The organism is Affinundibacterium danionis, from assembly GCF_042432465.1.
GTDB classification, from domain to species: domain Bacteria; phylum Pseudomonadota; class Gammaproteobacteria; order Burkholderiales; family Burkholderiaceae_D; genus Undibacterium; species Undibacterium danionis.
This window is the reverse complement of record NZ_JBHLXJ010000036.1, coordinates 99,045-124,004: the sequence shown is the minus strand read 5'-3', so window position 1 is coordinate 124,004 and position 24,960 is coordinate 99,045. Positions and strand designations below refer to the sequence as shown.

The 24,960-nt window shown below is 45.0% G+C and carries 25 protein-coding genes; 13 read left to right on the top strand and 12 right to left on the bottom strand.

The annotated features are described in order from the left end of the window. Positions 1-30 precede the first annotated feature (30 nt). Positions 31-717: an SIMPL domain-containing protein gene (locus ACFFJH_RS20090; protein WP_390214937.1), complete on the top strand. Its 687-nt coding sequence runs from the start codon at positions 31-33 to the stop codon at positions 715-717. Positions 718-924: 207 nt separating this feature from the next. Here the strand turns inward: ACFFJH_RS20090 and serB are convergent, their stop codons facing one another. Both serB and mfd read right to left on the bottom strand, forming a co-directional pair. After that, the gene (gene serB / locus ACFFJH_RS20085; RefSeq protein ID WP_390214935.1) at positions 925-1,773 is read right to left on the bottom strand and encodes a phosphoserine phosphatase SerB; all 849 of its coding nucleotides are present in this window, start codon (positions 1,771-1,773) and stop codon (positions 925-927) included. 30 nt (positions 1,774-1,803) lie between these two features. Further along, on the bottom strand, positions 1,804-5,223 hold the full coding sequence (gene mfd, locus ACFFJH_RS20080; protein WP_390214934.1) for a transcription-repair coupling factor: 3,420 nt from the start codon (positions 5,221-5,223) through the stop codon (positions 1,804-1,806). Between the two features lie 129 nt (positions 5,224-5,352). Here mfd and ispD point away from each other — a divergent pair, with 129 nt between their 5' ends. From ispD to ACFFJH_RS20065, 3 genes are all read left to right on the top strand, one after another. Continuing rightward, positions 5,353-6,099 carry a 2-C-methyl-D-erythritol 4-phosphate cytidylyltransferase gene (gene ispD, locus ACFFJH_RS20075; protein WP_390214932.1) on the top strand — a complete coding sequence of 249 codons (747 nt, stop codon included), beginning with the start codon at positions 5,353-5,355 and terminating at the stop codon, positions 6,097-6,099. 29 nt (positions 6,100-6,128) lie between these two features. Further along, positions 6,129-6,614: a 2-C-methyl-D-erythritol 2,4-cyclodiphosphate synthase gene (ispF, locus tag ACFFJH_RS20070; RefSeq protein WP_390214930.1), complete on the top strand. Its 486-nt coding sequence runs from the start codon at positions 6,129-6,131 to the stop codon at positions 6,612-6,614. Positions 6,615-6,701: 87 nt separating this feature from the next. Then, the gene (locus ACFFJH_RS20065) at positions 6,702-6,974 is read left to right on the top strand and encodes a DUF4404 family protein (RefSeq protein ID WP_390214927.1); all 273 of its coding nucleotides are present in this window, start codon (positions 6,702-6,704) and stop codon (positions 6,972-6,974) included. Between the two features lie 109 nt (positions 6,975-7,083). Here the strand turns inward: ACFFJH_RS20065 and ACFFJH_RS20060 are convergent, their stop codons facing one another. The 8 genes from ACFFJH_RS20060 to ACFFJH_RS20025 all read right to left on the bottom strand — a co-directional run bounded on the left by ACFFJH_RS20060 (position 7,084) and on the right by ACFFJH_RS20025 (position 14,251). Beyond that, positions 7,084-7,857, bottom strand: a complete 774-nt coding sequence (locus ACFFJH_RS20060) for a peptidylprolyl isomerase (protein WP_390214926.1) — start codon at positions 7,855-7,857, stop codon at positions 7,084-7,086. Between the two features lie 54 nt (positions 7,858-7,911). Further along, entirely contained in the window at positions 7,912-8,196 is a 285-nt protein-coding gene (locus tag ACFFJH_RS20055; protein ID WP_390214923.1) for a BolA family protein, read from the bottom strand. Then, positions 8,193-8,813, bottom strand: a complete 621-nt coding sequence (locus tag ACFFJH_RS20050) for a septation protein A (protein WP_390214921.1) — start codon at positions 8,811-8,813, stop codon at positions 8,193-8,195. Before ACFFJH_RS20050 ends, ACFFJH_RS20055 begins: the two co-directional genes overlap by 4 nt. 28 nt (positions 8,814-8,841) lie before the next feature. Next, positions 8,842-9,237 carry a peptide-methionine (R)-S-oxide reductase MsrB gene (gene msrB, locus ACFFJH_RS20045; protein ID WP_390214920.1) on the bottom strand — a complete coding sequence of 132 codons (396 nt, stop codon included), beginning with the start codon at positions 9,235-9,237 and terminating at the stop codon, positions 8,842-8,844. A 114-nt stretch (positions 9,238-9,351) separates the two neighbouring features. Next, positions 9,352-10,839, bottom strand: a complete 1,488-nt coding sequence (locus ACFFJH_RS20040) for a protein adenylyltransferase SelO (RefSeq protein ID WP_390214918.1) — start codon at positions 10,837-10,839, stop codon at positions 9,352-9,354. 168 nt (positions 10,840-11,007) lie between these two features. Next, positions 11,008-12,825: a chemotaxis protein CheA gene (locus ACFFJH_RS20035; protein ID WP_390214916.1), complete on the bottom strand. Its 1,818-nt coding sequence runs from the start codon at positions 12,823-12,825 to the stop codon at positions 11,008-11,010. Continuing rightward, positions 12,826-13,560 carry a protein phosphatase CheZ gene (locus ACFFJH_RS20030; protein ID WP_390214914.1) on the bottom strand — a complete coding sequence of 245 codons (735 nt, stop codon included), beginning with the start codon at positions 13,558-13,560 and terminating at the stop codon, positions 12,826-12,828. A 244-nt stretch (positions 13,561-13,804) separates the two neighbouring features. Then, positions 13,805-14,251 carry a putative toxin-antitoxin system toxin component, PIN family gene (locus ACFFJH_RS20025; protein WP_390214912.1) on the bottom strand — a complete coding sequence of 149 codons (447 nt, stop codon included), beginning with the start codon at positions 14,249-14,251 and terminating at the stop codon, positions 13,805-13,807. Between the two features lie 102 nt (positions 14,252-14,353). Here ACFFJH_RS20025 and yaaA point away from each other — a divergent pair, with 102 nt between their 5' ends. Further along, the gene (gene yaaA, locus ACFFJH_RS20020; RefSeq protein WP_390214910.1) at positions 14,354-15,124 is read left to right on the top strand and encodes a peroxide stress protein YaaA; all 771 of its coding nucleotides are present in this window, start codon (positions 14,354-14,356) and stop codon (positions 15,122-15,124) included. A 116-nt stretch (positions 15,125-15,240) separates the two neighbouring features. Here yaaA and ACFFJH_RS20015 read toward each other — a convergent pair whose 3' ends face one another. Then, entirely contained in the window at positions 15,241-16,038 is a 798-nt protein-coding gene (locus ACFFJH_RS20015) for an outer membrane protein assembly factor BamD (RefSeq protein ID WP_390214908.1), read from the bottom strand. A 40-nt stretch (positions 16,039-16,078) separates the two neighbouring features. Here ACFFJH_RS20015 and ACFFJH_RS20010 point away from each other — a divergent pair, with 40 nt between their 5' ends. Both ACFFJH_RS20010 and pgeF read left to right on the top strand, forming a co-directional pair. After that, on the top strand, positions 16,079-17,107 hold the full coding sequence (locus tag ACFFJH_RS20010) for an RluA family pseudouridine synthase (protein ID WP_390214906.1): 1,029 nt from the start codon (positions 16,079-16,081) through the stop codon (positions 17,105-17,107). After that, positions 17,104-17,931 (top strand): peptidoglycan editing factor PgeF, encoded by an 828-nt coding sequence (gene pgeF, locus ACFFJH_RS20005; protein WP_390214904.1) that lies wholly within the window; start codon positions 17,104-17,106, stop codon positions 17,929-17,931. The genes ACFFJH_RS20010 and pgeF overlap by 4 nt, the downstream gene beginning before the upstream one ends. Here pgeF and ACFFJH_RS20000 read toward each other — a convergent pair. Beyond that, positions 17,909-18,118, bottom strand: coding sequence for a hypothetical protein (locus ACFFJH_RS20000; protein WP_390214995.1), 210 nt, complete (start codon positions 18,116-18,118; stop codon positions 17,909-17,911). The genes pgeF and ACFFJH_RS20000 overlap by 23 nt on opposite strands. Positions 18,119-18,232: 114 nt before the next feature. Here ACFFJH_RS20000 and phaC point away from each other — a divergent pair, with 114 nt between their 5' ends. From phaC to ACFFJH_RS19970, 6 genes are all read left to right on the top strand, one after another. Continuing rightward, positions 18,233-19,960: a class I poly(R)-hydroxyalkanoic acid synthase gene (gene phaC, locus ACFFJH_RS19995; RefSeq protein WP_390214902.1), complete on the top strand. Its 1,728-nt coding sequence runs from the start codon at positions 18,233-18,235 to the stop codon at positions 19,958-19,960. Between the two features lie 152 nt (positions 19,961-20,112). Further along, entirely contained in the window at positions 20,113-20,853 is a 741-nt protein-coding gene (locus ACFFJH_RS19990; RefSeq protein WP_390214899.1) for a 3-ketoacyl-ACP reductase, read from the top strand. Positions 20,854-21,021: 168 nt separating this feature from the next. Further along, positions 21,022-21,573, top strand: a complete 552-nt coding sequence (phaR, locus tag ACFFJH_RS19985) for a polyhydroxyalkanoate synthesis repressor PhaR (RefSeq protein ID WP_390214897.1) — start codon at positions 21,022-21,024, stop codon at positions 21,571-21,573. 96 nt (positions 21,574-21,669) lie between these two features. Continuing rightward, positions 21,670-23,052 (top strand): 30S ribosomal protein S12 methylthiotransferase RimO, encoded by a 1,383-nt coding sequence (gene rimO / locus ACFFJH_RS19980; protein WP_390214895.1) that lies wholly within the window; start codon positions 21,670-21,672, stop codon positions 23,050-23,052. 78 nt (positions 23,053-23,130) lie between these two features. Next, on the top strand, positions 23,131-24,300 hold the full coding sequence (locus tag ACFFJH_RS19975) for a cystathionine beta-lyase (RefSeq protein ID WP_390214894.1): 1,170 nt from the start codon (positions 23,131-23,133) through the stop codon (positions 24,298-24,300). 26 nt (positions 24,301-24,326) lie between these two features. Then, the gene (locus ACFFJH_RS19970) at positions 24,327-24,806 is read left to right on the top strand and encodes a GNAT family N-acetyltransferase (RefSeq protein WP_390214892.1); all 480 of its coding nucleotides are present in this window, start codon (positions 24,327-24,329) and stop codon (positions 24,804-24,806) included. Positions 24,807-24,960 lie beyond the last annotated feature (154 nt).

The window sequence follows — 24,960 nt, the reverse complement described above, 5'->3', positions numbered from 1 at the left end:
TCGAAAGGCCTTTGTGCCTTGATAAGCTTAATGCTGACTAGCTCTGTAATCGCTTCATCCTTACCTACTTACCCATTTATCCACGCGACCGGCGAAGCAACACTTAGCATGCGGCCCGATCTCGGTGAAATTGATTTCGAATTGACCGAGCTGAGTGCTGATCCTGAGATGACCTTTAGTATGCTGGAAAAAGCATCGGCGGAGGTGATTACATTTTTGGCGTCGCAGGGATTGAGTTCGGATGATATTGAGGCGGCCGACATTAAACGCTTTGTGAGCGATGTTGAGTATGCCGATGCGACCGATGCACCTAAGAAATTTCGACTTTTGCGCAATTTCCATATCGTCATTCGTGATCTGCAAAAGTGGAACATGATTATTGCGGGTCTATTGGCGAAGCCCTTTGTAGGAAATTTTTCGGTCAATTTTGGACGTAGCGATATGGATAAAATTCAAAATGACTTGGTGATCATGGCAACGACGAACGCTAAGGACAATGCGAAGCGTTTGGCGCAGGGACTGTCGGTACGGTTAGGAATTGTCGGCGCTGTATCGCAATCACCCTTGAAAAGTATAAGTACCTTATTAGGTCTTGATGGCGCGATCAAACGTGAAGAGCAGGCGGTTCAACATAAGCCAACGACAAAAGATTTTTATGTGCCCACTTGGTTAAAGTATAAGCAGAATGTGGATGTGGTGTTTCGTATTAAGCCTTGAAAGCATTAAATTGAGATCAAAAAACTGTAAGGCGATCTAAACTTGTGCGATCAGCTCATCGCCAATCTCATCCGCCTTGTAACGTTCTTTTCCTTTCAAGGGAAAGGCTAGGATGAAGATGGGTGTCAAATATTTTCTCTCTCACCCTAAATGGGATTTATGCCGGGCAAATCAAATTGCCCGATTTTTTTAGGTGGAATCTGCAAACTAAAATAGATTCAAAACTCCATCCAAACCCACAAAATTCAAAGCAACATTAGCTTGCGCTCGCACCACAGGTTTTGCGCGGAAGGCGACGGATAGCCCGGCAATGCTCATCATTTTCAGATCATTCGCACCGTCGCCCATGACGATGGTTTGTTGCGGGCTGATACCAAGTTCTGCGCACACTTTTTCCACTGTGCGTTTCTTTTCGTCGGCATCAACGATAGTGCCTATGACTTTGCCTGTCAGCTTATCGTCAATGATTTCAAGCACGTTGGCATGGGTATAATCAAGATTTAAACGTGACTTCATTCTGTCGGTGAAGAAGGTAAATCCACCTGACACTAATAAGGTTTTCATACCTGCTTGTTGAGCTTGCTTCAGCATATTTTCTGCGCCCAATGATAATTGTAGGCGTTGATCATAGACGCGCTGTAGAGCAGACGCCTCTAAGCCTTTTAACAAATCAACACGACGAATTAGGCTTTCTTGGAATTCAATCTCACCGCGCATTGCGGCCTCGGTGATTTCTGCAACTTGTGGTTTGAGACCCTGCATGTCGGCTATTTCATCTATGCATTCTATGGTGATCAACGTGGAATCCATATCCATCGCAACCAGCTTGAAATCACTGAGTTGAGCTTGTGGCCCATGATAAACGTCGAACTGGGCGGTCAAGCATAGCTCTTGAATTGCTTGCAGAATTTTTGCATCGCATTGCACATCTTCTAGGCGAACTGCGTTGTCGTTTATCGCTACGATTTGCTGCGCGCCAGATAGTTGGGCAATGCTTTGAATGCTTGCCGCTTGTTGAGTCAAGATAGGATTTAAACTTTGTAGTATCAGATTCATAGTGTGCATAGTGAATGGTGCGACAGAAGATTAGTGCAGTGCTTTCATCGTGCTCTTGATCTGAGCCACCCGTGCAGCCAGATCAGGCATGTTGGCATTAATTCGCAACTTATCTTGTCCGTTTAGTTTGATGTGTTTGTTTTTTTGAACCAATTCAATAATACGCATGGCATCGATTGGCGGTTGTGGCTCAAATTGCAGTGTCGCCGCTTCGCTGTGGGCATCAATTTTGATAATGCCTAAAGGTTTAGCCGCAATACGTAGGCGATGTGTTTCTAATAGTGATTTGACCGGCTCTGGTAATTTACCAAAACGATCTATCATCTCTTCTTGTAAATCATCAATCGCATCCAGCTTGTTGCAATTGGCCAGACGCTTATAGATAGATAAGCGTTCGTGTACATCACCGCAAAAATCGCTGGGTAAGAGAGCTGGGATGTGTAAATTGATTTCGGTTGTGGTGGAAAGTGGTGCGGCAAGATCTGGTTCTTTGCCATTCTTTAGACTGCGTACGGCTTCACTTAACATATCGGAATACATTTGGAAGCCAATTTCATACATTTCTCCCGATTGATTATCACCTAGAACTTCGCCAGCGCCGCGAATTTCTAAGTCATGCATAGCGAGGTAAAAGCCGCTGCCTAATTCTTCCATTTGTTGGATGGCTTCTAAACGGCGATTCGCTAGCTTGGTTAAACCTTGGACATCGTGTACCAACAAGTAGGCATAGGCTTGGTGGTGCGAGCGACCGACGCGTCCCCGTAATTGATGTAACTGCGCCAGACCAAATTTATCGGCTCTGTGCATGATGATAGTATTGGCACTAGGGACGTCGATACCAGTTTCGATAATCGTGGTGCACAATAAAATATTGTAGCGTTGTGCGACAAAATCGCGCATTACTTTTTCCAGATCGCGCTCGTTCATTTGGCCGTGACCAACGCCTATTCTAGCCTCAGGTAGGAGTGCTTCGAGCATGGCTTTACGGTTTTCTATGGTCTCCACTTCATTGTGTAAGAAGTAGACTTGTCCACCGCGCTTTAATTCGCGCAAGCAGGCTTCACGGATCACCGAATCGCCTTCACTACGAACGAAAGTTTTGATTGCTAAGCGTTTTTGCGGCGCAGTAGCAATGATGGAGAAATCGCGTAAACCCTCTAAAGCCATACCTAAAGTACGTGGAATCGGCGTCGCAGTTAAGGTGAGTACATCAACCTCTGCACGCAGTGATTTCAGAGCTTCTTTTTGGCGCACACCGAAGCGATGTTCTTCGTCAATGATGACTAAACCGAGACGTGAGAATTTCACATCCTCGGATAATAGTTTATGCGTGCCGATCACGATATCGACAGTGCCATCACCCATTCCCTTGATGGCTTGTGCGATTTCTTTTCCGCTTCTGAAGCGAGATAATTCGGCAATTTTCACCGGCCAATTGGCGAAGCGATCGGTGAAAGTTTGCGCGTGCTGCTCTGCCAGTAGTGTGGTTGGCGCGAGAATTGCGACTTGCTTGCCACCCATGACGGCAACAAAAGCGGCGCGTAAAGCGACTTCGGTTTTCCCAAAACCTACGTCGCCACAAATGAGTCTGTCCATCGGTTTACCCGAGGTCATATCGCCAATTACCGCAGTAATTGCAGCGGCCTGATCAGGTGTTTCGTCAAAGCCAAAACTATCAGCAAAGGCGGCGTAGTCGTGCGCCGAATATTCAAAAGCATGGCCTTGGCGCAAAGCGCGACGTGCGTACAGATTGAGTAGCTCGGCAGCGGTGTCACGGATTTGTTGGGCAGCTTTACGTTTGGCTTTTTCCCATTGTCCTGAGCCAAGCACATGCAGTGGCGCGTCGTCTGGCGAAGCGCCAGAATAACGTGAGATCACATGCAACTGCGACACAGGTACGTAGAGTTTGGTGTCTTTGGCGTATTCTAGGTGTAAGAATTCAGTTTCACCTTCACCTAAATCCATGCTGATCAGACCCATGTAGCGACCGATGCCATGGTTGCTATGCACGACAGGATCGCCAATTTTTAATTCTGACAAGTCACGCACCATGTGCTCAACTTGCGTGACCGCTTCTTGTTTTTTGCGACCTATGCGTTTTCCTGAACCAGCATATAACTCAGTTTCGGTGATAAACGCAATGTCATGCGTCTGGAACCCTGCGTGTAAAGGGGCGACACCCAAAACCAGTTTGGCACTGCTGGTAAGGAAGTCTGTGTAATCTTCGCTGGCGCTGATTTCTAAATTGAAATCGCGGAAATATTGTTGCAAAGTTTCGCGACGTCCGGCCGTTTCTGCACAGATGAAAACGCGCTTATCGGTTTGTAATAAATACGAACGCAGATTCGTCAGTGGATCATCGGCGCGACGATTAACGGCGATATCAGGTAAAAAACTCGACACTTCAGACGCTGCGCCACCGTTTTGTACCACCCAACGCGATTCCGATTTTAAAGTCGCAAAAAAATCTTCATCACGTAAGAAGATGGTTTCTGGCGGCAGAACAGGGCGCTCTCTGTCCGATTTTAAAAACTGATAGCGTGAGCGGGTATCCGTCCAAAATCGTTGTATCGCTTCTTCGATATCGCCAATCAAGACGTAATGCGTGTTCTGTGGCAGATAATCAAAAAGTGTCGCCGTCGATTCAAAAAATAAGGGTAAATAGTATTCAATACCGGCAGACGCAATTCCATTGCCAATATCTTTATACACGGTAGAGCGAGATGGATCACCTTCAAACTGTTCACGCCAACGATTACGGAATGCGCTGCGACCCGCTTCATCCATGGGGAATTCACGACCAGGCAGTAAACGAACTTCTTTGACCGGATACAGTGAGCGTTGGGTATCCGCATCGAAAGTACGTATAGTTTCTATGCTGTCGCCAAATAGATCCAGTCGATAAGGCAGCACCGAACCCATAGGAAACAAATCAATCAAGCCACCGCGTACAGAATATTCGCCAGGAGACATGACTTGCGACACATGCGTGTAGCCAGCCAAAGTTAATTGTGTTTTGAGCTTGGCTTCGTTGAGGGTTTCGCCCACTTTAAAAAAGAAGGTGTAGGCCGCTAAAAACGAGGGCGGTGCCATGCGGACTAAAGCCGTGGTGGCGGGAACGATCAACACATCGCAATTGCCACTATTGATTTCATATAAAGTAGCGAGACGTTCGGACACTAGATCTTGATGCGGCGAAAACGCATCGTATGGGAGCGTTTCCCAATCCGGTAGCAAGTGACAGCGAAGATCTGACGCAAACCACGGTAACTCACTGAGCAAGCGTTGAGCGTCTGCTGGGCTGGCGACAAAAATGGTTAAAAATCTTTGTTCCGCTTTTAATGCAATAGCAGCTTGCGCGATGGCATAGGCGTCGGCAGAACCGTGCGTAGACGGCAACACAAATCGGTGACCCGCTTTGGGTAGCGCTTTGATGAAATCGAAAGACATTAGATGTAAAGCAAGGAGTTTTGCAAATTCATGCTAATCAGTCTGGAAAAAGCCCAGCGGCAGGAATTGGCGGTTAAAATGAAGGTCAATTATAAACGATGCGCATGCACGGCTACTTGTATCCTTGAAATGACCCAACATTCTTCCGACTTATCTGATGTGCCACGCCATTTGCACGAAAAATATGTAATTGGCACGAAGCCTAACTATATTGCACTGATTCCAGCTGCTGGGGTGGGGGCGCGCATGGCAAGTGATGTACCAAAACAGTATCTGGATTTGGCTGGGAAAAGTGTTTTGCAAAGGACCGTTGATTGTTTTCTCAATTGTCCGCAAATTGACCACATTTTTGTCGTAGTCAGTGCAGAAGATGCCTTTATCGATGAGGCTTTAGCCGCGAATGATAAGTTGACCGTACTTAATTGTGGTGGCTCCACGCGTCGAGATACGGTGCAAAATGGTTTGGAAGTCATACGTAAGTTCAGTCACTACCAAGAACATGATCAAGTGCTGGTGCATGATGCCGCTCGGCCGGGATTGACCCCCATGTTGGTCAGTAAATTGATTGATGCCATAGGCGACGACGTGAATGGCGGTTTGCTTGCCTTGGCTGTAGTGGATACGGTTAAGCGTTACGCGGCAGGGAAGGTGACAACGGTAGAGCGTAAAGATTTATGGCTAGCGCAAACACCACAAATGTTTGGACTAGGTTTATTAGCAATCGCTTTAGAAAACGCGATAGAGGTCACTGACGAGGCGAGCGCTATTGAAACGCTAGGCTATAGCCCTAAACTAGTAGAAGGTGCGATACGCAATCGTAAATTGACCGTGCCCGAAGATTTGGAATTTTTAAATTTATTTTTTAAAGAGTTATGAGCGCAAGCATAAAAAAACAGGCTAGCAGCATGCCTTTACCGTTTCGTATCGGCCAAGGTTACGATTGCCATGCTTTGGTTGAAGGACGTAAATTGATTATTGGCGGTGTTGATATACCGCACAAAACTGGTTTGTTAGGGCATTCGGATGCGGATGTGTTGCTGCATGCGATTACCGATGCTTTATTAGGCGCAGCGGCTTTGGGTGATATCGGTAAATTATTCCCTGATACCGATGCTCAATTTGCCGGTGCCGATTCGCGCGTTTTGCTCAGAGAAGCGATTTCGCGTGTGCATGAGAGCGGCTATGTACTAGGAAATCTAGACGCGACGATAATTGCTCAGCAGCCCAAAATGGCGCCGCATATTCCTATTATGGTTGAACATATCGCAGATGATTTGCAAGTGTTGCCGTCGCAAGTGAATATCAAAGCGAAGACCAACGAGAAACTGGGTTACCTAGGACGAGAAGAGGGAATCGCCGCCGAGGTAGTCGCTTTGCTCTATAAAGCGTAATCAATCTAAGCTCTTCGATCTGTGGTTTGTGATCTATGATCCGTCGAGCTGAGCTAATGTGTTATTTGAAGAATTAAGGAGAAAACGATGAAACGCGATATGTTAAAAGGTCTGTTAAAGCAATTGCAGGATGGCTTGCATACGACTGAACAGGTTGACTCAGAAATGAAGGCCTTGCTACAAAATTTGCATCAAGATATCGAAACCGTCTTAGCAAAAGATGAAAATCCAGATGATCCCTTGTATGCAGCCTTGAGCGATCGTTCACGCGCTATTTATGCGCGTTTTGCAAGCAATCATCCCAAGTTAGAACCAGCTCTGCGTGAACTCGGCAGCATGCTGGAGAAAATGGGTGTGTAGCTAGACCTCAGCATAAGCGCCAGATTGATAACAAAAAAGACGCCCGAGAGCGTCTTTTTTTGCGTCTTAAGTCGATGATTAAACCGATGATTAAGGTAGCGATCGTGAATTACTTGATCACAGCCGCTTTGATCAGAGATTGTTGATAAGCCTGAACTTTTTCCTGTACCAAGCTTTCAGCAATTTGTTGCTTCACTTCATCTAAAGTTGGCAATTTCAATGGACGTACATCATCCAACTTGATGACATGGAAACCAACTTCTGTTTTTACTGGCGTTTCTGTGAACTGACCTTTTTTCAAGGTAGCCAAAGCCGCAGCGAACGCTGGTGGTACGTTGGCTTGGGAAACCCAATCCAAATCACCGCCTTTACCAGCAGAGCCAGTGTCTTTTGATTGCTTCGCTAACTCATCAAATTTAGCGCCAGCTTTCAATTTGGAAATGATGGCTTTTGCATCATCTTCTTTGTCTACCAAAATATGGAAAGGATGGTATTCGTTGTCGCCATTTTGTGTTTTCCATTTATCGTAAGCCGCTTTGATGTCAGCTTCGGATACAGGATTTTTTTCTACGTGAGCACGCATCAAAGATTGAATCAAAATTTGCTGACGAGCCATCTCAATTTGAACTTTTACATCTTCATTTTTGCCGTAACCCGCTTTTTCTGCAGCTTGTAACAATACTTCTGTACCAACCAAACGGTCTTTGATCATGGCACGCAACTGTGGCGTGTCTTTTTGACCTTGAGCCAAAGCTTGTTTTACAAATGGTTCTGCTTTTGAAGCAGGGATTGCTTTTCCATTGACCGTTGCCAAATTCTGCGCCATCGCAGGGAATGCGGTTACTAGAAGTACAACCAGCAAATGAGCGGGTTTAAAAGTCATTATCTATTCCTAAAATAACAAAGTAAATAAAACAAAAACGGTTAACAAATAGGTTTATTGCGAAGCTTCGGAAGGACTTAAAGCATGGATTACGAGTGCATGTATTTCCGTGTGCATTAAATCGCCAACGGCATCATACACTAGACGGTGGCGGGAAATGCGATTTAAACCAGCAAATTTTTCGCTAATAATTGTAACAGTGAAGTGTCCGGCACCACTGGCCGCACCGGCATGTCCTTTGTGTGCTGCTGAATCGTCACTTAATTCGCAGGAGACTGGCTGCAGTGCTGACTCTAATCGGTTTTGTATAGCCTGTATTCTGGTCACTGATAGGCTCATTTTGGCTCCTCAATATATTTTGCCAGGTAGAAACTTTGGAGAATTAAAAACACCGGTAAGGCACCGATGGAGTAGAGCTTGAAACTGACCCAAGTCGTTTGCGAATAAGAGAAAGCGACGTAGATATTGAGTATGCCCATAGTTAAAAAATAGAGTGCCCAAACTATGCTTAGTTTGCGCCATATGTCATCTGGCATCGTAATCTGGCTTCCCATGGCTAACTTGGGGAGATTCTTTTTAAAGACGAATTCACCCAGTAAAAAGGCGGCACCATAGGCCCAGTAAATGATGGTTGGTTTCCATTTAATGAAAGCGTCATTTTGGAAATAAATTGTGGCACTACCAAAGACCGTGATGATGAAAAAAGAAAGCCAAAGCATGGGATCGACTTTCTTTTTTGAAATAACTAAATAGGCAATCTGTAGGATAGACGCAACAATCGCAAGTGCAGTTGCCAACAAAATTGGTGCTTGTTCGATGCCGACACCGTTGCCTGCAGTTAAATGGGACAGATTTTGGTTGGCGAGTTGTTGTGAAGCTTCAGCGTTTTTCTCACCCCATTTGTAGGTAATGAAAAATAAGATTACCGGAAAAACGTCAAACAAGAATTTCATCATAATGTGTAGAGTGTAGTGAGAATTAACTTTAATTCTTTGCTTTGAATTTTAACGAAGCAGAGTTAATGCAATAACGTAAGCGAGTCGGCGGCGGCCCATCAGGAAAGACATGACCTAAATGGGCGTCGCAGATATTACACACAATTTCAATGCGCGTCATGCCATGTGAGTAATCAGGGATTTCCCTCACATGTTCGGGATTGAGTGCTTTGAAATAGCTGGGCCAGCCGCAGCCAGAATCAAACTTAGCGTCAGATTCAAATAGCGGCGTGTCGCAGCAAACGCAGGTATAAGTGCCAACTTCGTGGTGATCCCAAAACTTGCCTGTGAAGGCGCGTTCGGTCGCCGCATGGCGAGTTACCTCGTATTCCATATCGGAAAGCTGGCGACGCCATTCGCTGTCAGTTTTTTTTATTTTGTTCATGTCGATTCCAATCTAATTTGTTGCTGGTTTATTGCAAACTTATTGCAAATTTATGGCTGAGTTATGGGTGATTTATGGCTAATTTGAGTGAATGAAATACGTTGCTCTATTTTCTCAGGAAGAACAACTTACCGATAAAGTGGTCGCCCAATCAGGAGGAAGTTGCGCATACTGTTCATGTTCGATTTGCTCATCGTAGGGTTTGGCTAGGATGCTCAGTAGTTTATGAATTTCACTAAAGTCTTTTTGCTCCGCGCGTTCTATGGCCTGTTGTGCAAGGTAATTGCGCAGGACATACTTTGGGTTGGTCAAATTCATGCTGGTTTGACGTTCTAAGTCCTGTGAATTTTCTAGTTGTAGGCGTTGACGATAATTTACTAACCATTGATCAAGTCGTTCTCGATTAATAAATAGGTCACGTAAGAAATGATCGTTTTGTTGATCTGCGATTTGTAGGCGACCGAGTTGCCTGAACGCGATAGTAAAATCCGTTTTTGCCTCGGCCATTAGTTCGAGATATTCATTGAAGATGTCTTGATCCTCAGGCATGAATGTCGTCAGGCCAAATTTGGCATGCATGAGGCGATCATAGCTGCGTTCGAATTGTTCGGTATAGCAAGATAGTGCTTCTTGTGCAGAGTCCACCTCGCCAATTAAGGGCAGCAGTGCTTGCGCTAATGCGTGGCAATTCCATTGTCCTATACGTGGCTGCATTTGGTAGGAATAACGTCCCTGATGGTCACTATGATTGCAAATGTGGGCGGGATCGTAGCCATCCATAAAACCGAATGGTCCATAGTCCAAAGTGAGGCCTAGTATCGACATATTGTCGGTATTGAGCACGCCGTGCATGAAGCCAACAGATTGCCATTGCGCCACCAGATCCGCGGTTTTATTGACCACTGCACGCAATAAGGCTTGATACGGATTGTCAGTCTGAGCTAAGTCTGGGTAGTAATGTTGAATGACGAAGTCGGCAAGTTGTTGCAATGGTTCAGCTTGATTGTTGTAATACCAGTGCTCAAAAGAGCCAAAACGTATAAAACTAGGTGCAGTACGGGTGACGATAGCGGTCTTTTCAGGCATTTCCCGCATCGTGTATTGATCCGAGCCAGTAAGGCAGAGTGCGCGGGTGGTGGGGATGCCTAAGCCAGCCATCGCTTCCGAACAGAGAAATTCCCTAATGGATGAACGTAAGACGGCTCGACCATCTCCCATGCGAGAGTAGGGCGTCATACCAGCCCCTTTTAATTGAATTTCATGCAGCACATCCTTGCGCTTTGAAGCTAGTTCACCGAGTAAAATCGCGCGACCATCACCAAGTTGTCCTGCCCAAACACCAAATTGATGACCTGAATAGACTGCGGCTAGCGGCTTACTATCTGGCGCGGTGCGATTGCCACTAAAAATTTCTATCATTTCTTGCGTTTGCATTTGTTCGGCGGATAGATTGAACTCCGCTAACATAGGTGGACTAGTCGCGATCAAGTACGGCGACTTTATCGGAGACGGCTGTAATTCGGTGTAAAAGGTCGATCCCAAACTAGCAAAGCGTTTGTGAAAACGTAGAGGGGACATCGTGCGGGTATCTGAATTGCTCATTATGGATAGTGAATCGCCGCAATAGCGCGAGATAAGATCGAATCGCTATTTTGACAGAGAACCGCTATTTATGTTGAGCTAGCATCCAGTACCATTGCGCTAGGTAATTGCGCAATGTCGCTGGATGCTATTGAGTGTTGAATGTTGAACTTTTAAAGTTACGAGGGGTTAGGCGCTATGACGTTCGACGACCTTGCAGCCATCTAACAAGAATGACAAGCTGATCACCAATACTAACTCTCCTTCAGCTGAGCGGGCGGTGCCCGTGATGCCCGGCGTTGAGATGCAAGTTAATGGTTTGATGACTAAGTCGGAGGTGCCATCTACCGAATCAACAGAAATGATATAAGGGTTGGGGGCTGCAATTACGATACCCACTCGTTCTGTACTTTTCTCATAGCCAAGAACTTGACCCAGAGAGCGAATTGGGAGCGGCCGTCCTAAATCTCGCAATACGGGTTGTCCACCAACACTCTCGAAAGTCTCTGGTAGCTCCACCACGCGTTGCACAGTCGACATCGGCAATGCCAATGAAGCGCCTGCGGTTCTGACTAGCATTGTCGGTACAATCGACAACTCGATGGGCAGACGAATGATAAATGTCGTACCTTTACCTAGATGAGAACTAATGCGTATTGCACCACGATGGCGTTCTACGGCAGTTTTCACTACGTCCATACCAACACCACGTCCAGAGACGCTAGATGCCACTTCTTTAGTCGAGAAGCCTGGTAAGAACACTAATTGGAAAGCTTCGTCATCAGTTTTGGCTTCGTGGGTGCTGATCAAGCCTTTGGAAATAGCTTTTTCACGTAAGCGAGACGCATCCATGCCTTTGCCGTCATCAGTAACTTCTATCATGACGCTACTGGCTTCTTGCCACGCTTTAAGTAGAATCTTGGCGCGTGCAGGCTTCGTGGTTTGAGCACGTTCTTCGGCTGACTCAATACCGTGATCTAAGGAGTTGCGCAGCATATGCACTAGTGGATCATACAAGCTGTCCACCACGACACGATCCACTTCCGTTTCTGCACCAGAAATTTCCAAATCGACATCTTTGCCCAAATCTTTTGCCAACTCGCGAATTAAACGAGGGAATTTTTGGAAAAGGCGACCAACTGGTTGCATGCGCGTTGCCAAGGTGGCGCGTTGTAACTCAGTCGAATAACGGGATGCGCGATTCAAAGTTTCGGTGAGCGCCGTCATGAGCGGCGCTGCATCACCATCAAATGAAAACTGCCCTAATTTCTCCAGTAGAACGGCTGCCTGATTCGCGGCTTGAACAGATTCGCCAGCAACTTCCAGCAGGACATCAAGCTTGACCGCATCAATACGAATACTTTCTTCTTTAGCAGGAGCAGATTGTTTGATGTCGTTGCTCGCCAATGAAGTTTTGACGGCTTCTTGTTCTTGTTTGATGACAGGATTGACTGCGGTAACTTCAGGCAGTGTTCCTGGTGGCGTAACTGCCCGATAATAGGCTTCCCAAGGTACATCTCCATTGGTGCTCGCTGCCAGAATTTCAGTATTAGCGGCGGTTGTGGCAGGTGCACTCGCGGCGGCCTCAACTTTACTTTCTTTTTTAATCGGTGCGGCGCCGACTTTGCCTTCGATCGCATCGTTCAAAAGCTGCTCTAAGGCTGCTGGCATTGTCGATAGTTGATCAGGGTCTGTGCCATTGGAGAGCGCTGTCAATTGATCTGATACAAAACCGCTAGCCTCTAAGGCTGCTTCAATCGCAATTGGCGTCACTGGGGATTTGCCAGTGCGCAGGGCATCAAATAAGTTTTCAGTCAGATGGCAGGCAGATACCATGGCTGACAGGTTCATGAATCCCGCACCACCTTTAATCGTATGAAAGGAACGAAACACCGCATTTAAGGTATTCATATCCTCTGGATTACGTTGTAAGGAGAGCAGATGTTCTTCGACGTTGATCGCCAAATCTAAGGCTTCAACGACAAACTCTTTGAGCATATCATCCATTTAGAAACCCAAGCTATCAAGTAGGTTGTCTACGTCGTCCTGCTCAAGTGCAGCATTAGGGACAGACGGCCCTTCCATCAGTTCTATGGCTTTTTCTTTCAATTCAGAAGGTGCATTGTCGAGCAATATTTGAGCAAGCTCATGTTCCACTGCTTGCGTAATAATTAATACTTTTTTGATTAATTGGCCAGTTAAATCTTGAAAATCTTGAGCCATCATAATGTCGAGCAAACGCGCTTTCTCAGCATCAGTCGATGCCAGCACTTTGTTGGCGAATGATTTAGAGTCTGATGCTAGCACTTTGAAGTCATCAATACTTAGCTTACCCTCAAATAGGGTACCCCAACGTTCATCGATATCTTTAGCATTTTTTGCTAGCGCATCTTGCTCAGGAATACCGGCGTCGGTGGCATTAAGCACTTTATTGGCGGCTTGCTCAGTAAGCGTAGCGACATACTCTAAGCGACCTTGTGCGTCAGCGATTTGAGAAGCAACATCAGAAAGAGAGCGGTCATAACCTAGCTCGCGCATGGAATCATGCATCATGCGAACTAAGTTGCCCAAACGGTCAAACATTGGCTTACCTGGGTCAGTACCAACCTGTAAATTCAGTTTCGTGGGAGACGGCTCGTCTACAGGGGTCACTTCGGAAGCCGGAGCCACTACAGGATTACTGTCTCTTTGTGTCGCCATTTCCTCAAACAGTGCGTCTAGATCATCAGCTGAGTCTGTCATAATTCTTTATTCTCCATAGTCGCCAATATTGATTGCTGGATGTACATTGAAACTTATTCTTTGTAAGCGCTAATGTGCGTAAAAACAAGTGTGATTTCAAGATAAATCTCGGCATAAAGCCATGCTGTCGTGAAGGAAGTTGGATTTGAAAAAATTTACCGACAGCAAGCAGACTTGCATGTTGTAAGGATAACCCCGTGCAACAAAATTTGTCATCACTTAATTACTGAATTAGTGAATTTATTTACAAAGCTTGCGGATTTGCAACTAAGCGAGCGCAAAATTTTTCAGGAGTTTCAATAATAAATAGATTTAATTGTTGAGTTTTTCTGGCCAGCTTCAGCAGGGCTTTGTCTTTCGTGACTAAAATTTTGGCATCGGCATCTCGGGCAATTTCCAGAAATTTTTGGTCATCTTTGTCACTACAAACGGGAAGCTTAATATTTTTCTGTGGCCATTCTTCAATAACTATGTGTTCGTCGAAAGTTGTTACAATCGCGGCTCTCGTGTCTTCGGTGACAGGTAGATGAGGGTAGTGCAATACGGCCAACCATTCGTCTCGGCAATCTGCACGAGTTATTGCTTGTAAAGTGCGGTCATTGAGACCTTCGTTAATTGATTGCCAACGAGGATCTCGGAATACAAATAAGTCTAAACAAACGTTGGTATCTAAAACAATTTTAAGTGTCATACGTATTTTTACATTTAATCCACACCATAGCGGTGCTTGGAAGAAAGCCCTTATTTTGTGTTAATAAGTAATTGAGTAATTTTAATTTTGAACTGAATTTTTATGTTGATTTTGTTATCGCCTGCAAAAAGTCTTGATTTTGAAACGCCCGCACTGGTGAAGGCGACGAGTGAACCGATTTTTGTCGAGGAAACTGCTTACTTATCTCAGTTGGCGGCAGATTTGAGTCTACTAGACCTGCAAAATCTGATGGATATCTCCCCTAATTTAGCCCAGCTTAATGTTGACCGTTTTGCCTCTATGCGCGATTCCAAGGATACTATGCCGAGTCGACAAGCGGTCTTTTTATTTGATGGCGACGTCTACGATGGATTGCAGGCGCGTCAGTTACCTAAAAAAGAGATTGATTACCTGCAATCGCATCTTCGTATTTTATCGGGCTTATATGGAATCTTGCGTCCTCTCGATAAAATTAATGCTTACCGTCTAGAGATGGGAACTAAATTAAAGAATGGTGCGGGAAATAATTTGTATGCCTATTGGCGCGAAAAGTTGAGCGCTCATTTGAAGCAAGAATTATTGCTGACTAAAAGCAAATTTGTCGTGAACCTAGCTTCAGATGAATATGCTAAGGCAATTATGCTCAAGGACTTGGGCTTGCCAGTTATTCAGCCGATTTTTCAGGATTACTCTGCTGGCAAATTTAAAGTGATCTCGTTTTTCGCTAAGCGTGCGCGTGGTTCTATGGTACGTTACTGTGCAGTGAATCGAGTGCGTCATCCAGAAAAATTAAAGGAATTTGATTGGGATGGATATCAGTTTGTTGAAGAGGAATCGAATTCAAGTAATTGGGTGTATCGTCGCAAGCAGTAAAGCCAAGGTGCGCCTAGTTCGTTGATTGATGTTAAGTCATCGCTAAGCAAAGAAAAATGGCTTCATTTTCATGAAGCCATTGAGTTTCCTGTGATCTCTCATTGCTTTACTAGGAATTAGCCCCAGAATTTCCACCAAGATTTTTTAACACCGCCAGTTTCTAGCAGATTGCTGTTTGGGAAATTTTTGAGATAAACTCGTTTTGCATCATCTCTTAATTCTGTCATGCCCATCGCTTCGTAGGATTTGATCAGCACAACTAAGGCTTCTTCACTTGCCGGCGCATCTGGATATTCTTTAATCGCTGATTGAGCGCGATTTGCTGCCGCTAGGTAAGCATTGCGACGTAAGTAATATTTTGCAACGTGCAAATCGTATTGTGCCAGCGCATTGACCAAATACTTCATGCGAGCAATAGCATCAGGCGTATACTTACTTTCTGGGAAACGAATGGCTAATTCTTTAAAGGCATCGAACGAATCTCTGGTGGCTTTTGGATCACGCTCAGTAATATCTTGATTGGCGATGAAACTTAAGAAGCCCATGTCATCATTGAAATTCACCAAGCCACGCAGATAGTACATGTAGTCAACATTGGCGTGATTTGGATGCAATTTAATGAAACGATCAATCGCGGCTAAGGCTTGTGCTTGATCACCTTGTTTGTAATAAGCATAAGCAATTTCTAATTGTGCTTGCTGCGCATAGGCACCGAAAGGGTAGCGAGATTCAAGCTTTTCAAATAATTGAACTGAACGCTCATATGAACCAGATGCCAATTCATCCTTCGCTTCAGCGTATAATTTCTCAGCTGACCAATTTTTACTTTCTTCCACTTTATCGCCAAAAATACCGCAACCGCCTAATGATAAAGTGAGGGCAAGACCGACCAATTTTATATATTTGATTTGCATAAATTTTGCGTGCATGAGAATAATTTACGGATTATAGCCGATGGCAATTAATGTTATACCAAAAGACGTGGGGATTTTACCTGATACCGAGCTTGATCTCGAAGAAATTGATCAAGACCAGAGCGAGCAACTTGCTCAACCTGCAGAAATCATTGCGATAACCCTACCTGATAGCGTGTGCGGTGATCGTTTAGATAAGGTTTTATCTAAATTAGTACCGCAATACTCTCGTAGTCGTATTCAGCAATGGATAGAAGACGGGCACGTACAAGTCGATGGCAAGCCTTCTAAGATTAAAACAACAATGCTTGGGGGCGAGCTGATTCAAATCATCCCTCAATCTTCGCCTGATGAGAATTCATTTACTCCTGAAGATATTCCGCTAAACATCATTTTTGAAGATGACGCAATTATCATCTTGAATAAGCCTGCTGGTTTAGTGGTACATCCGGGCGCAGGTAACTGGTCAGGGACTTTACTAAATGCGCTGTTGTTCCATCGCCCAGCTTTAGCGCAAGTGCCACGTGCTGGGATTGTGCACCGCTTAGATAAAGATACTTCAGGTTTAATGGTGGTGGCGAAGACATTAACCGCGCAAACCGAGCTAGTGCGTCAATTGCAAGCCCGCACGGTGAGGCGCGAGTATGCAGCAATGGTATGGGGTACGCCGATTTCAACGGGTACGGTGGATGCTGCGATGGCGCGCCATAGCCGAGATCGTCTGAAGATGGCAGTGTCATTTAGTATTTTGGCAAAGCCTGCCATTACCCATTATCAGCGCTTAGCCACCGGAATGTTAGAGCGCTTTCCAGTTAGCTTGGTGGCCTGTCGTCTTGAAACCGGACGTACGCATCAAATTCGAGTGCATATGCAATCTTTGGGTTTCCCTCTGGTGGGAGATACTCTATATGGTAAGCAGCATTTAGCACGTTTTTTCCCGCGTCAAGCGCTGCAGGCGCGTCGATTGGGACTCATACATCCTGTGAGCGGAGAAGATATGGAGTGGAGTATTCCTTTGGAGGCTGATTTTGTAGCTCTGTTAGAGCAAGCGGGTATGCCTTCGCAATGAATCTTTTGAGTCATGAGAGTGGGCTAAACCTAATTAAGCCTAGTTGGCCAGATTTGCCCACCAATGTTTATGCGTTTTCCACCACTCGATTTGGGGGCGTGAGTGATGCTCCCTACGATGATGGTGTGGGGGGCGGCGGTTTAAACCTTGGTGATCACGTCGGTGACGATATCGCACGAGTGTCGAAAAACAGGTCATTACTGAATGCCTTATTGCCATCTGATGTCACATTCTTATCACAAATTCATGGCAATATTGCAGTTGATGCGTCCAATTTAAACTCGCAGTCATTTGTGTCAAACGCAGCAAATGTAGCAATTGCAGCAGTTGAGGCCGACGCTTGCTATACACAAACGAAGGACGTTGTGTGTGCTGTGTTGACTGCTGACTGCTTGCCAATTTTATTGGCTTCATTAGATGGGCGATTCGTGGCAGCAGTTCACGCTGGCTGGCGCGGTTTGGCTGGCGAAATTATTGAAAATACGGTGCAGATTTTGCGTGAACAAGGTGCGGTTGAGCTGACTGCCTGGCTAGGGCCGGCGATTGGCCCAAGTGCATTTGAAGTGGGTGAGGATGTTTATCTGGCATTTTCAAAAAAAGTTTTGCAACTAGATCGATTTATGAAAACGCGTCCAATGCTGATCGGCAAAACGCAAAAATACGATATGGATATTTATGGGGTTGCCCGAGATATTTTAAATCAGTATGGAGTCCAGCGTGTACATGGCGGTGAGTATTGTACTGTGAGCCAACCTGAGCTTTTTTATTCCTATCGTCGTGATGGCTGCACTGGTCGTATGGCTAATCTGATTTGGAAGAGTTAGCTTGCCGTCGAGCATCTTCCTCTTGCTTACGTTGGCGTTTGCGCGCCGGTGAACTCAATATGTAGAGAATTAAACTGAGTGGGATGATGCAATAGAAAATGAAAGTCATTACCCCTGCAATGAGGGAGGATTCAGACAGTGACATCATTAGCACCACATAAATCCATGCGATTGCGATAAGATACAAAAAAGCCATAAAGATATAGAAGTTGCTTGGATAGATAATTAAATTTTTTTAAGGTAGTGCTGCACGAATGATCAGCACATTGCGACGATACGCTAAAACTAGGAATTATGCACAATGAGTGACAATCTTCAATCGATGTATGCCAGTTGGATGCAGCAAATAATGGCGCAGGCAATGAAACAAAATCCTTTGCAGGATTGGATGAAACATAGTCCTTTTGGAAATGAATCGTCGATTCCTCAAATGCTGAAAGAATTTGGTGCAGAACTTGATCCACAAGTGTTAACTCGCCTACAAGCGGAATATTTCGAAGAATTAGGCAATTTGTGGAAAGATTTTTTATCGGCAAAACTGCCTGAATTCAATGATAGAAGATTCTCCGCGCCGGATTGGCATAAGCAAACCAACCATGCGTACAATGCTGCAATGTACTTACTCAATGCGCGTTTTCTAAGCTTATTGGCGGACTCGGTTAAAGCGCCAGAAAAGAAACGTCAAAAAATCCGCTTCGCCGTCCAACAGATGATAGATGCGATGTCACCGGCTAATTTTCTAGCGACTAATCCTGAGGCACAGGCAAAGTTGGTCGAAACAGGCGGTGAGAGTCTCATGCACGGCATCTCGCAGATGCTCGATGATATGCAGAAAGGGCGCATTTCGTTAACTGACGAATCCGCTTTTGAAGTTGGAAAAAATGTGGCGACGTCCGAAGGTAAGGTGATCTTTGAGAATCGCTTATTCCAATTGATACAGTTTTCTCCGCTGACCAAAACGGTTCATCAACGTCCTTTGTTGATGGTGCCGCCTTGCATCAATAAATACTATATTTTGGATCTACAGCCAGAGAATTCCTTGGTGCGCTATGCGGTTGAGCAAGGACATACTGTTTTCCTAATCTCATGGGCCAATCCCGACGAATCGATGGGGGATGTAACTTGGGATGATTACATAGAACAAGGCGCGATGAAAGCGATTGAGGTTGTTCAGGAAATCAGCAAGCAAGACAAAATGAATGCGTTCGGATTCTGCGTTGGCGGCACCATACTTTCGACTGCATTAGCGGTATTAGCCGATCGTGGTATTCATCCCGCCAGCAGTTTGACTCTGCTAACCACCTTACTAGATTTCAGTAATACAGGGGTGCTTGATGTATTTGTGGATGAACTCCAAGTCAGTATGCGCGAGCAAACGCTGGGACATGGTGGCTTAATGCCGGGCCGTGATTTAGCCAGCACTTTCTCAAGTTTAAGACCCAATGATTTAGTGTGGAACTATGTACAGTCCAATTATCTGAAAGGTCAAAAACCTCCAGCATTTGATTTGTTGTACTGGAATTCTGATAGTACTAATTTACCTGGGCCGATGTTTTGCTGGTATCTACGCAATACTTACCTTGAAAACAGCTTGATGCTTCCCAACAAATTGCGGGTCGCTGGAAGTCCTGTTGATTTAGGCCGAATTGACGCTCCAGTATTCATTTATGGTTCTCGGGAAGATCACATCGTGCCTTGGCAAGCCGCTTATGCATCGACTGCTATTTTGAATCCTAAAAAGAAAACTAAAAACCGTTTTGTGCTAGGAGCATCCGGTCATATTGCAGGCGTGATTAACCCTGCATCAAAAAATAAACGAAATTACTGGCTTAACGATAAGATTGGTCAAGATCCTCAACAATGGTTTGACAGCGCTCAAGAGGTGCCGGGTAGTTGGTGGCCGGAATGGGCTCAGTTTTTGTCAGAGCATGGAGGAAAGATGGTAAAAGCCCCCCTGAAAGCAGGTAATGTAGTTTATAGTGAGATAGAGTCTGCACCGGGACGCTACGTTAAAGTGCGCGCCAATTGAATCTGTTATTGGCTGCGAGCGGCGTGTTGTGCGTACTTAGTGTTTTGAAACGGAAATATTTTTTGTCGAACTTAGCGAGAACGAAGATTCGAAACCTATTGTTGTAGATGTTAACTTAGCAGTAAATTTACTAAAAACTCTGGAGATTAAGTATGTCAAAGCGAATTGCTTATGTAACTGGTGGTATGGGTGGTATTGGAACTCCAATTTGCAAACGTTTGTGTAAAGATGGTTACACAGTGGTCGCTGGTTGCGGTCCGAATTCACCGCGTAAAGATAAATGGCTGGCCGATATGCGTGCAGAAGGCTTTGATGTGCATGCCTCCGAGGGTAATGTCTCTGATTGGGAATCGACCCGTGCCGCATTTGAAAAAGTTCGTACCGAAATCGGTGAAGTCGATGTCTTGGTCAACAATGCCGGTATTACTCGCGATGGCCAATTCCGTAAAATGAGCAAGGCCGATTGGGATGCCGTTATTGATACGAATTTGAATTCCTTGTTCAATGTCACGAAACAAGTGATTGAAAGTATGGTTGATCGTGGTTGGGGGCGTATTATTAATATTTCTTCCGTCAATGGTCAAAAAGGTCAATTTGGTCAAACAAATTACTCGACTGCAAAAGCCGGTATTCACGGATTTACCATGGCGTTGGCGCAAGAAGTAGCGACCAAGGGCGTGACTGTTAATACTGTATCGCCTGGTTACGTTGGGACAGATATGGTGAAAGCGATTCGCCCTGATGTGCTGGAAAAAATTGTGTCTGGTATTCCAGTAAAACGATTGGCTGAACCCGAAGAAATCGCATCTATTGTTGCTTGGATCGCCTCCGAAGAGGGGGGGTATGCTACCGGATCGGATTTCTCGATCAACGGTGGTTTGCATATGGGGTAATTGATTGCCAACAGCGGTTGAACTATTCTCAAGAATTTAGTACTAAGTATAATGCTGTATCGCAGCATAGAATTAGGTACAAAATTCGTTTTAAGGTGTTTACGTGTTTTAAGTGCATTGTAAGCACCTTAGTTTTATTCTTTAATGCAGTTTTTCCACGAGAATGCAATGAATAGCACAAAAAAAATAAGCAAGCATTTGATTAAGAAGTACCCGAATCGTCGCTTATACGACACTCAAACCAGTAGCTATATTACTTTGGTCGACGTCAAGCAATTCGTTATGGAAAATGATGATTTTGCAGTGGTGGATGCCAAAACAGGTGAGGATTTGACGCGTAGTATTTTGTTGCAAATCATTCTAGAAGCCGAAGCAGGTGGTGCCCCGATGTTTTCCAGTGTCGCGTTGGCACAAATTATTCGTTACTACGGTCATGCGATGCAGGGCATGATGGGTTCCTATTTGGAAAAGAATATTCAGGTATTTATTGATATTCAAAATAAATTAACTGAAGGTACGAGTGGTGGCATTGAAGGCAAGCCGTTTAGCCCTGAAATGTGGACACAGTTCATGAATGTGCAGGGACCAATGATGCAAGGTATGATGGGTAATTATATCGATCAGAGCAAAAATTTGTTTGTGCAAATGCAAGAGCAGATGCAGAATCAATCGAAAAATATGTTCGGCTTTCCATTTGTGCAAGACGATAAGAAAAAGTAATGAATTCAAATGCTTGCGACATTCTCTCGTCGTTGAGGCTGTAGTAAGCAGCTAAGAAAGGGTACAATAGCGAATTGCTTTGTATCCTTTTTTATTATGTCTAACGAAACTCTTACTCCTACTTCTGCGGCGACCGCACCCAAAGTTGGCTTCGTATCTCTCGGGTGCCCGAAAGCCTTGGTCGATTCAGAACAAATCCTCACGCAATTACGTGCAGAAGGCTATGAAACAGCCAAATCCTATAACGGTGCCGATTTAGTCGTGGTCAATACCTGTGGATTTATTGATGCTGCTGTACAAGAGTCTTTAGATGCAATCGCCGAAGCCCTCAATGAGAATGGCAAAGTAATAGTCACTGGTTGCCTAGGTGCGAAAAAGGACGCAGAGGGCAACGATTTGATCAAAAGCATACATCCGAAGGTTCTAGCGGTTACTGGACCGCACGCATTGACGGAAGTCATGAGCGCAGTGCATGAACATTTGCCCAAACCACATGAGCCTTTCATTGATTTGGTGCCAGCGCAGGGCGTTAAGCTTACACCTACGCATTTCGCTTATTTAAAAATTTCTGAAGGTTGCAATCATCGTTGCAGCTTCTGCATCATTCCTTCTATGCGTGGTGATTTGGTATCTCGTCCTATCGGTGAGGTCATGGTCGAAGCTGAGAATTTATTCAAGGCAGGCGTTAAAGAATTGCTGGTCATTTCCCAAGACACGAGTGCTTACGGTGTCGATGTGAAATTCCGCACTGGTTTTTGGGATGGTAAGCCAGTTAAGACGCACATGACCCAATTGGTCGAGGCACTTGGTGAACTTGCTAAGCGCTATGACGCTTGGGTGCGTCTCCATTATGTTTATCCTTATCCGCATGTCGATCAAATCATCCCGTTTATGAATAATGGACATGTGCTACCTTACCTCGATGTCCCTCTGCAGCATGCACATCCTGACGTGCTTAAGCGCATGAAGCGTCCAGCCAGCGGTGAAAAGAATATTGAGCGTATCAAAGCTTGGCGTGAAATGTGTCCAGAAATCACAATTCGTTCCACCTTCATTGCAGGTTTTCCTGGTGAAACTGAAGAAGAGTTTGAATACTTGTTAGATTTCTTGAAAGAAGCGGAAATTGATCGTTTAGGCTGTTTTGCTTACTCTCCGGTAGAAGGTGCAACTGCTAACGAACTCGCTAATCAATTGCCTGACGAAGTACGTGAAGACCGTCGTCGTCGTGTGATGGAATTACAAGAGACAATTTCTAAGAAACGTCTGCAAGCGAAAGTTGGTAAAACCATGCGGGTTTTGATTGATAGTCTGGATCGCAGTGGTGGTGTTGGCCGTAGCTCAGCGGATGCACCAGAGATCGATGGTGTCGTGTATGTTAAGCCGCCATTCGAACCACATCGTAAGTTGAAAGTCGGTGAGTTCGTTGAAGTAAAAATCACCGCTGCTGACGCCCATGATCTGTGGGGCGAAGCGATTTAAATTAGATATAGTAGTAAAGTGAGGGGCGAATTTTCGCCCCTATTTTTATCTGTTTTGACTTTTTTTCCTCGATATTATATGGCTATCAAATCATCAGGCGCAGGTACTGCGATTGTTCATCCTACTTTCCAAGCGCCAGATGGATTCTTGGCTTTTCCGAGTGCGATTCATCATGCGTCGACTGTGCTGTTTAAAGATGTCGAAGCGATGCGTGCACGTAGTTGGCTCAATAAATCAACTTACACTTACGGCCTCCACGGCACCCCGACCAGTTTTCAATTGGAAGGCGAGATTGCTCAAATTGAAGGTGGTAATCATTGCGTGTTAACGCCAAGTGGTTTGGCGGCGATCACTTTGGTGAATATGGCGTTTCTTGAATCCGGTGATGATGTTTTGGTACCTGATAACGCTTATGGCCCCAACAAAGAGCAAGGTGAGTGGCTTAAACGAAGTTTTGGTATCAGTGTTCGTTTTTATGATCCCATGATAGGCGCTGGCATCATAGATTTAGTTTTACCAAATACCAAATTGATCTGGACTGAAGCACCGGGGTCGGTGTCGATGGAAGTTGCCGACGTGCCCGCAATCTGTAAGGCAGCGCACAGTAAGGGTGTGCTTGTTGCACTCGACAATACTTGGTCAGCAGGTCTGGTTTTTAAACCTTTCGAGCACGGTGTTGATATTTCTATGCAGGCGTTGACTAAGTATCAAAGCGGTGGCTCGGATGTACTGATGGGAGCGGTTATCACCAAAGATGTCGAGCTAAATAATCGCTTATTAATGGCACATATGCGCTTAGGTTTAGGCGTAGGCATGGACGATGTTTACTTGGTATTGCGGGGCTTGCAAAGCATGAAGCTGCGTTTTGAAGCGCATGACGTAGCTGCGCGCAAAGTGGCTGCGTGGTTAAAGAGTCGTCCAGAAATCGCGAAAGTACTGCATCCAGCTTGGGATGATTGTCCAGGACATGAGGTGTGGAAGCGTGATTTTACGGGCGCGGGTGGTTTGTTCTCCGTGCTGTTCGATGAGAAATTTACAGAGGCACAAACCGATCAATTCGTGAATCGACTAAAACTCTTCAAAATTGGTTTTAGCTGGGGTGGCTCGCATAGTTTATGCGTTCCATATCGCATAGAAAATATGCGCCAAACTTGGAATGATAAGGGCATATTGGTGCGGTTCAATATTGGTCTAGAAGATGTGGAAGATTTGATTGCAGATATTGAGCAATCATTAAATGCACTTTAATTGTTTAAACATCGTAGAGGTTTATTTTGTCTATTAGTATTCGTAAAGCAGTCCCAGCCGATGCAGCTACTATTCATGGATTTATTGTAGAACTCGCGATCTACGAAAAAGCAGAGCATGAAGTTAAAGCCAGTATCGCGGAAATTGAAACTAGCATTTTTTCGGTAGAGTCACCCGCCAAGGCCTTGATTTGTGAATTAAATGGCGAAGCAATCGGTTTCGCCGTTTATTTCTATAATTATTCGACCTGGCAGGGTAGGAATGGCTTGTATCTTGAAGACTTATACGTGTCACCAAAGCATCGAGGCTTGGGTGCCGGTAAATTTTTATTGCGACACCTGGCGCAAATCGCGGTAGAAGAGGGCTGTGGTCGCTTTGAATGGAGCGTTTTGGATTGGAACCAACCTGCGATAGATTTTTATGACTCCGTTGGTGCGAAGGCTCAGGCCGAATGGGTGAAATATCGTTTGGCTGGAGATGATTTGCTGAATTTTGCCAATACTTAACGCAACTAATTAGCTTAAAAAGCGATATTAGGAATTTTTTAAAATATCCCAAAAAATATCGCAAAGTTAGATAAACAATAGCCAGACTTTATGATCGAAGTCTGGCTATTGTTTTATTGAGTCGAGCTACTAATGAGTTGAGCTACCATTGAGT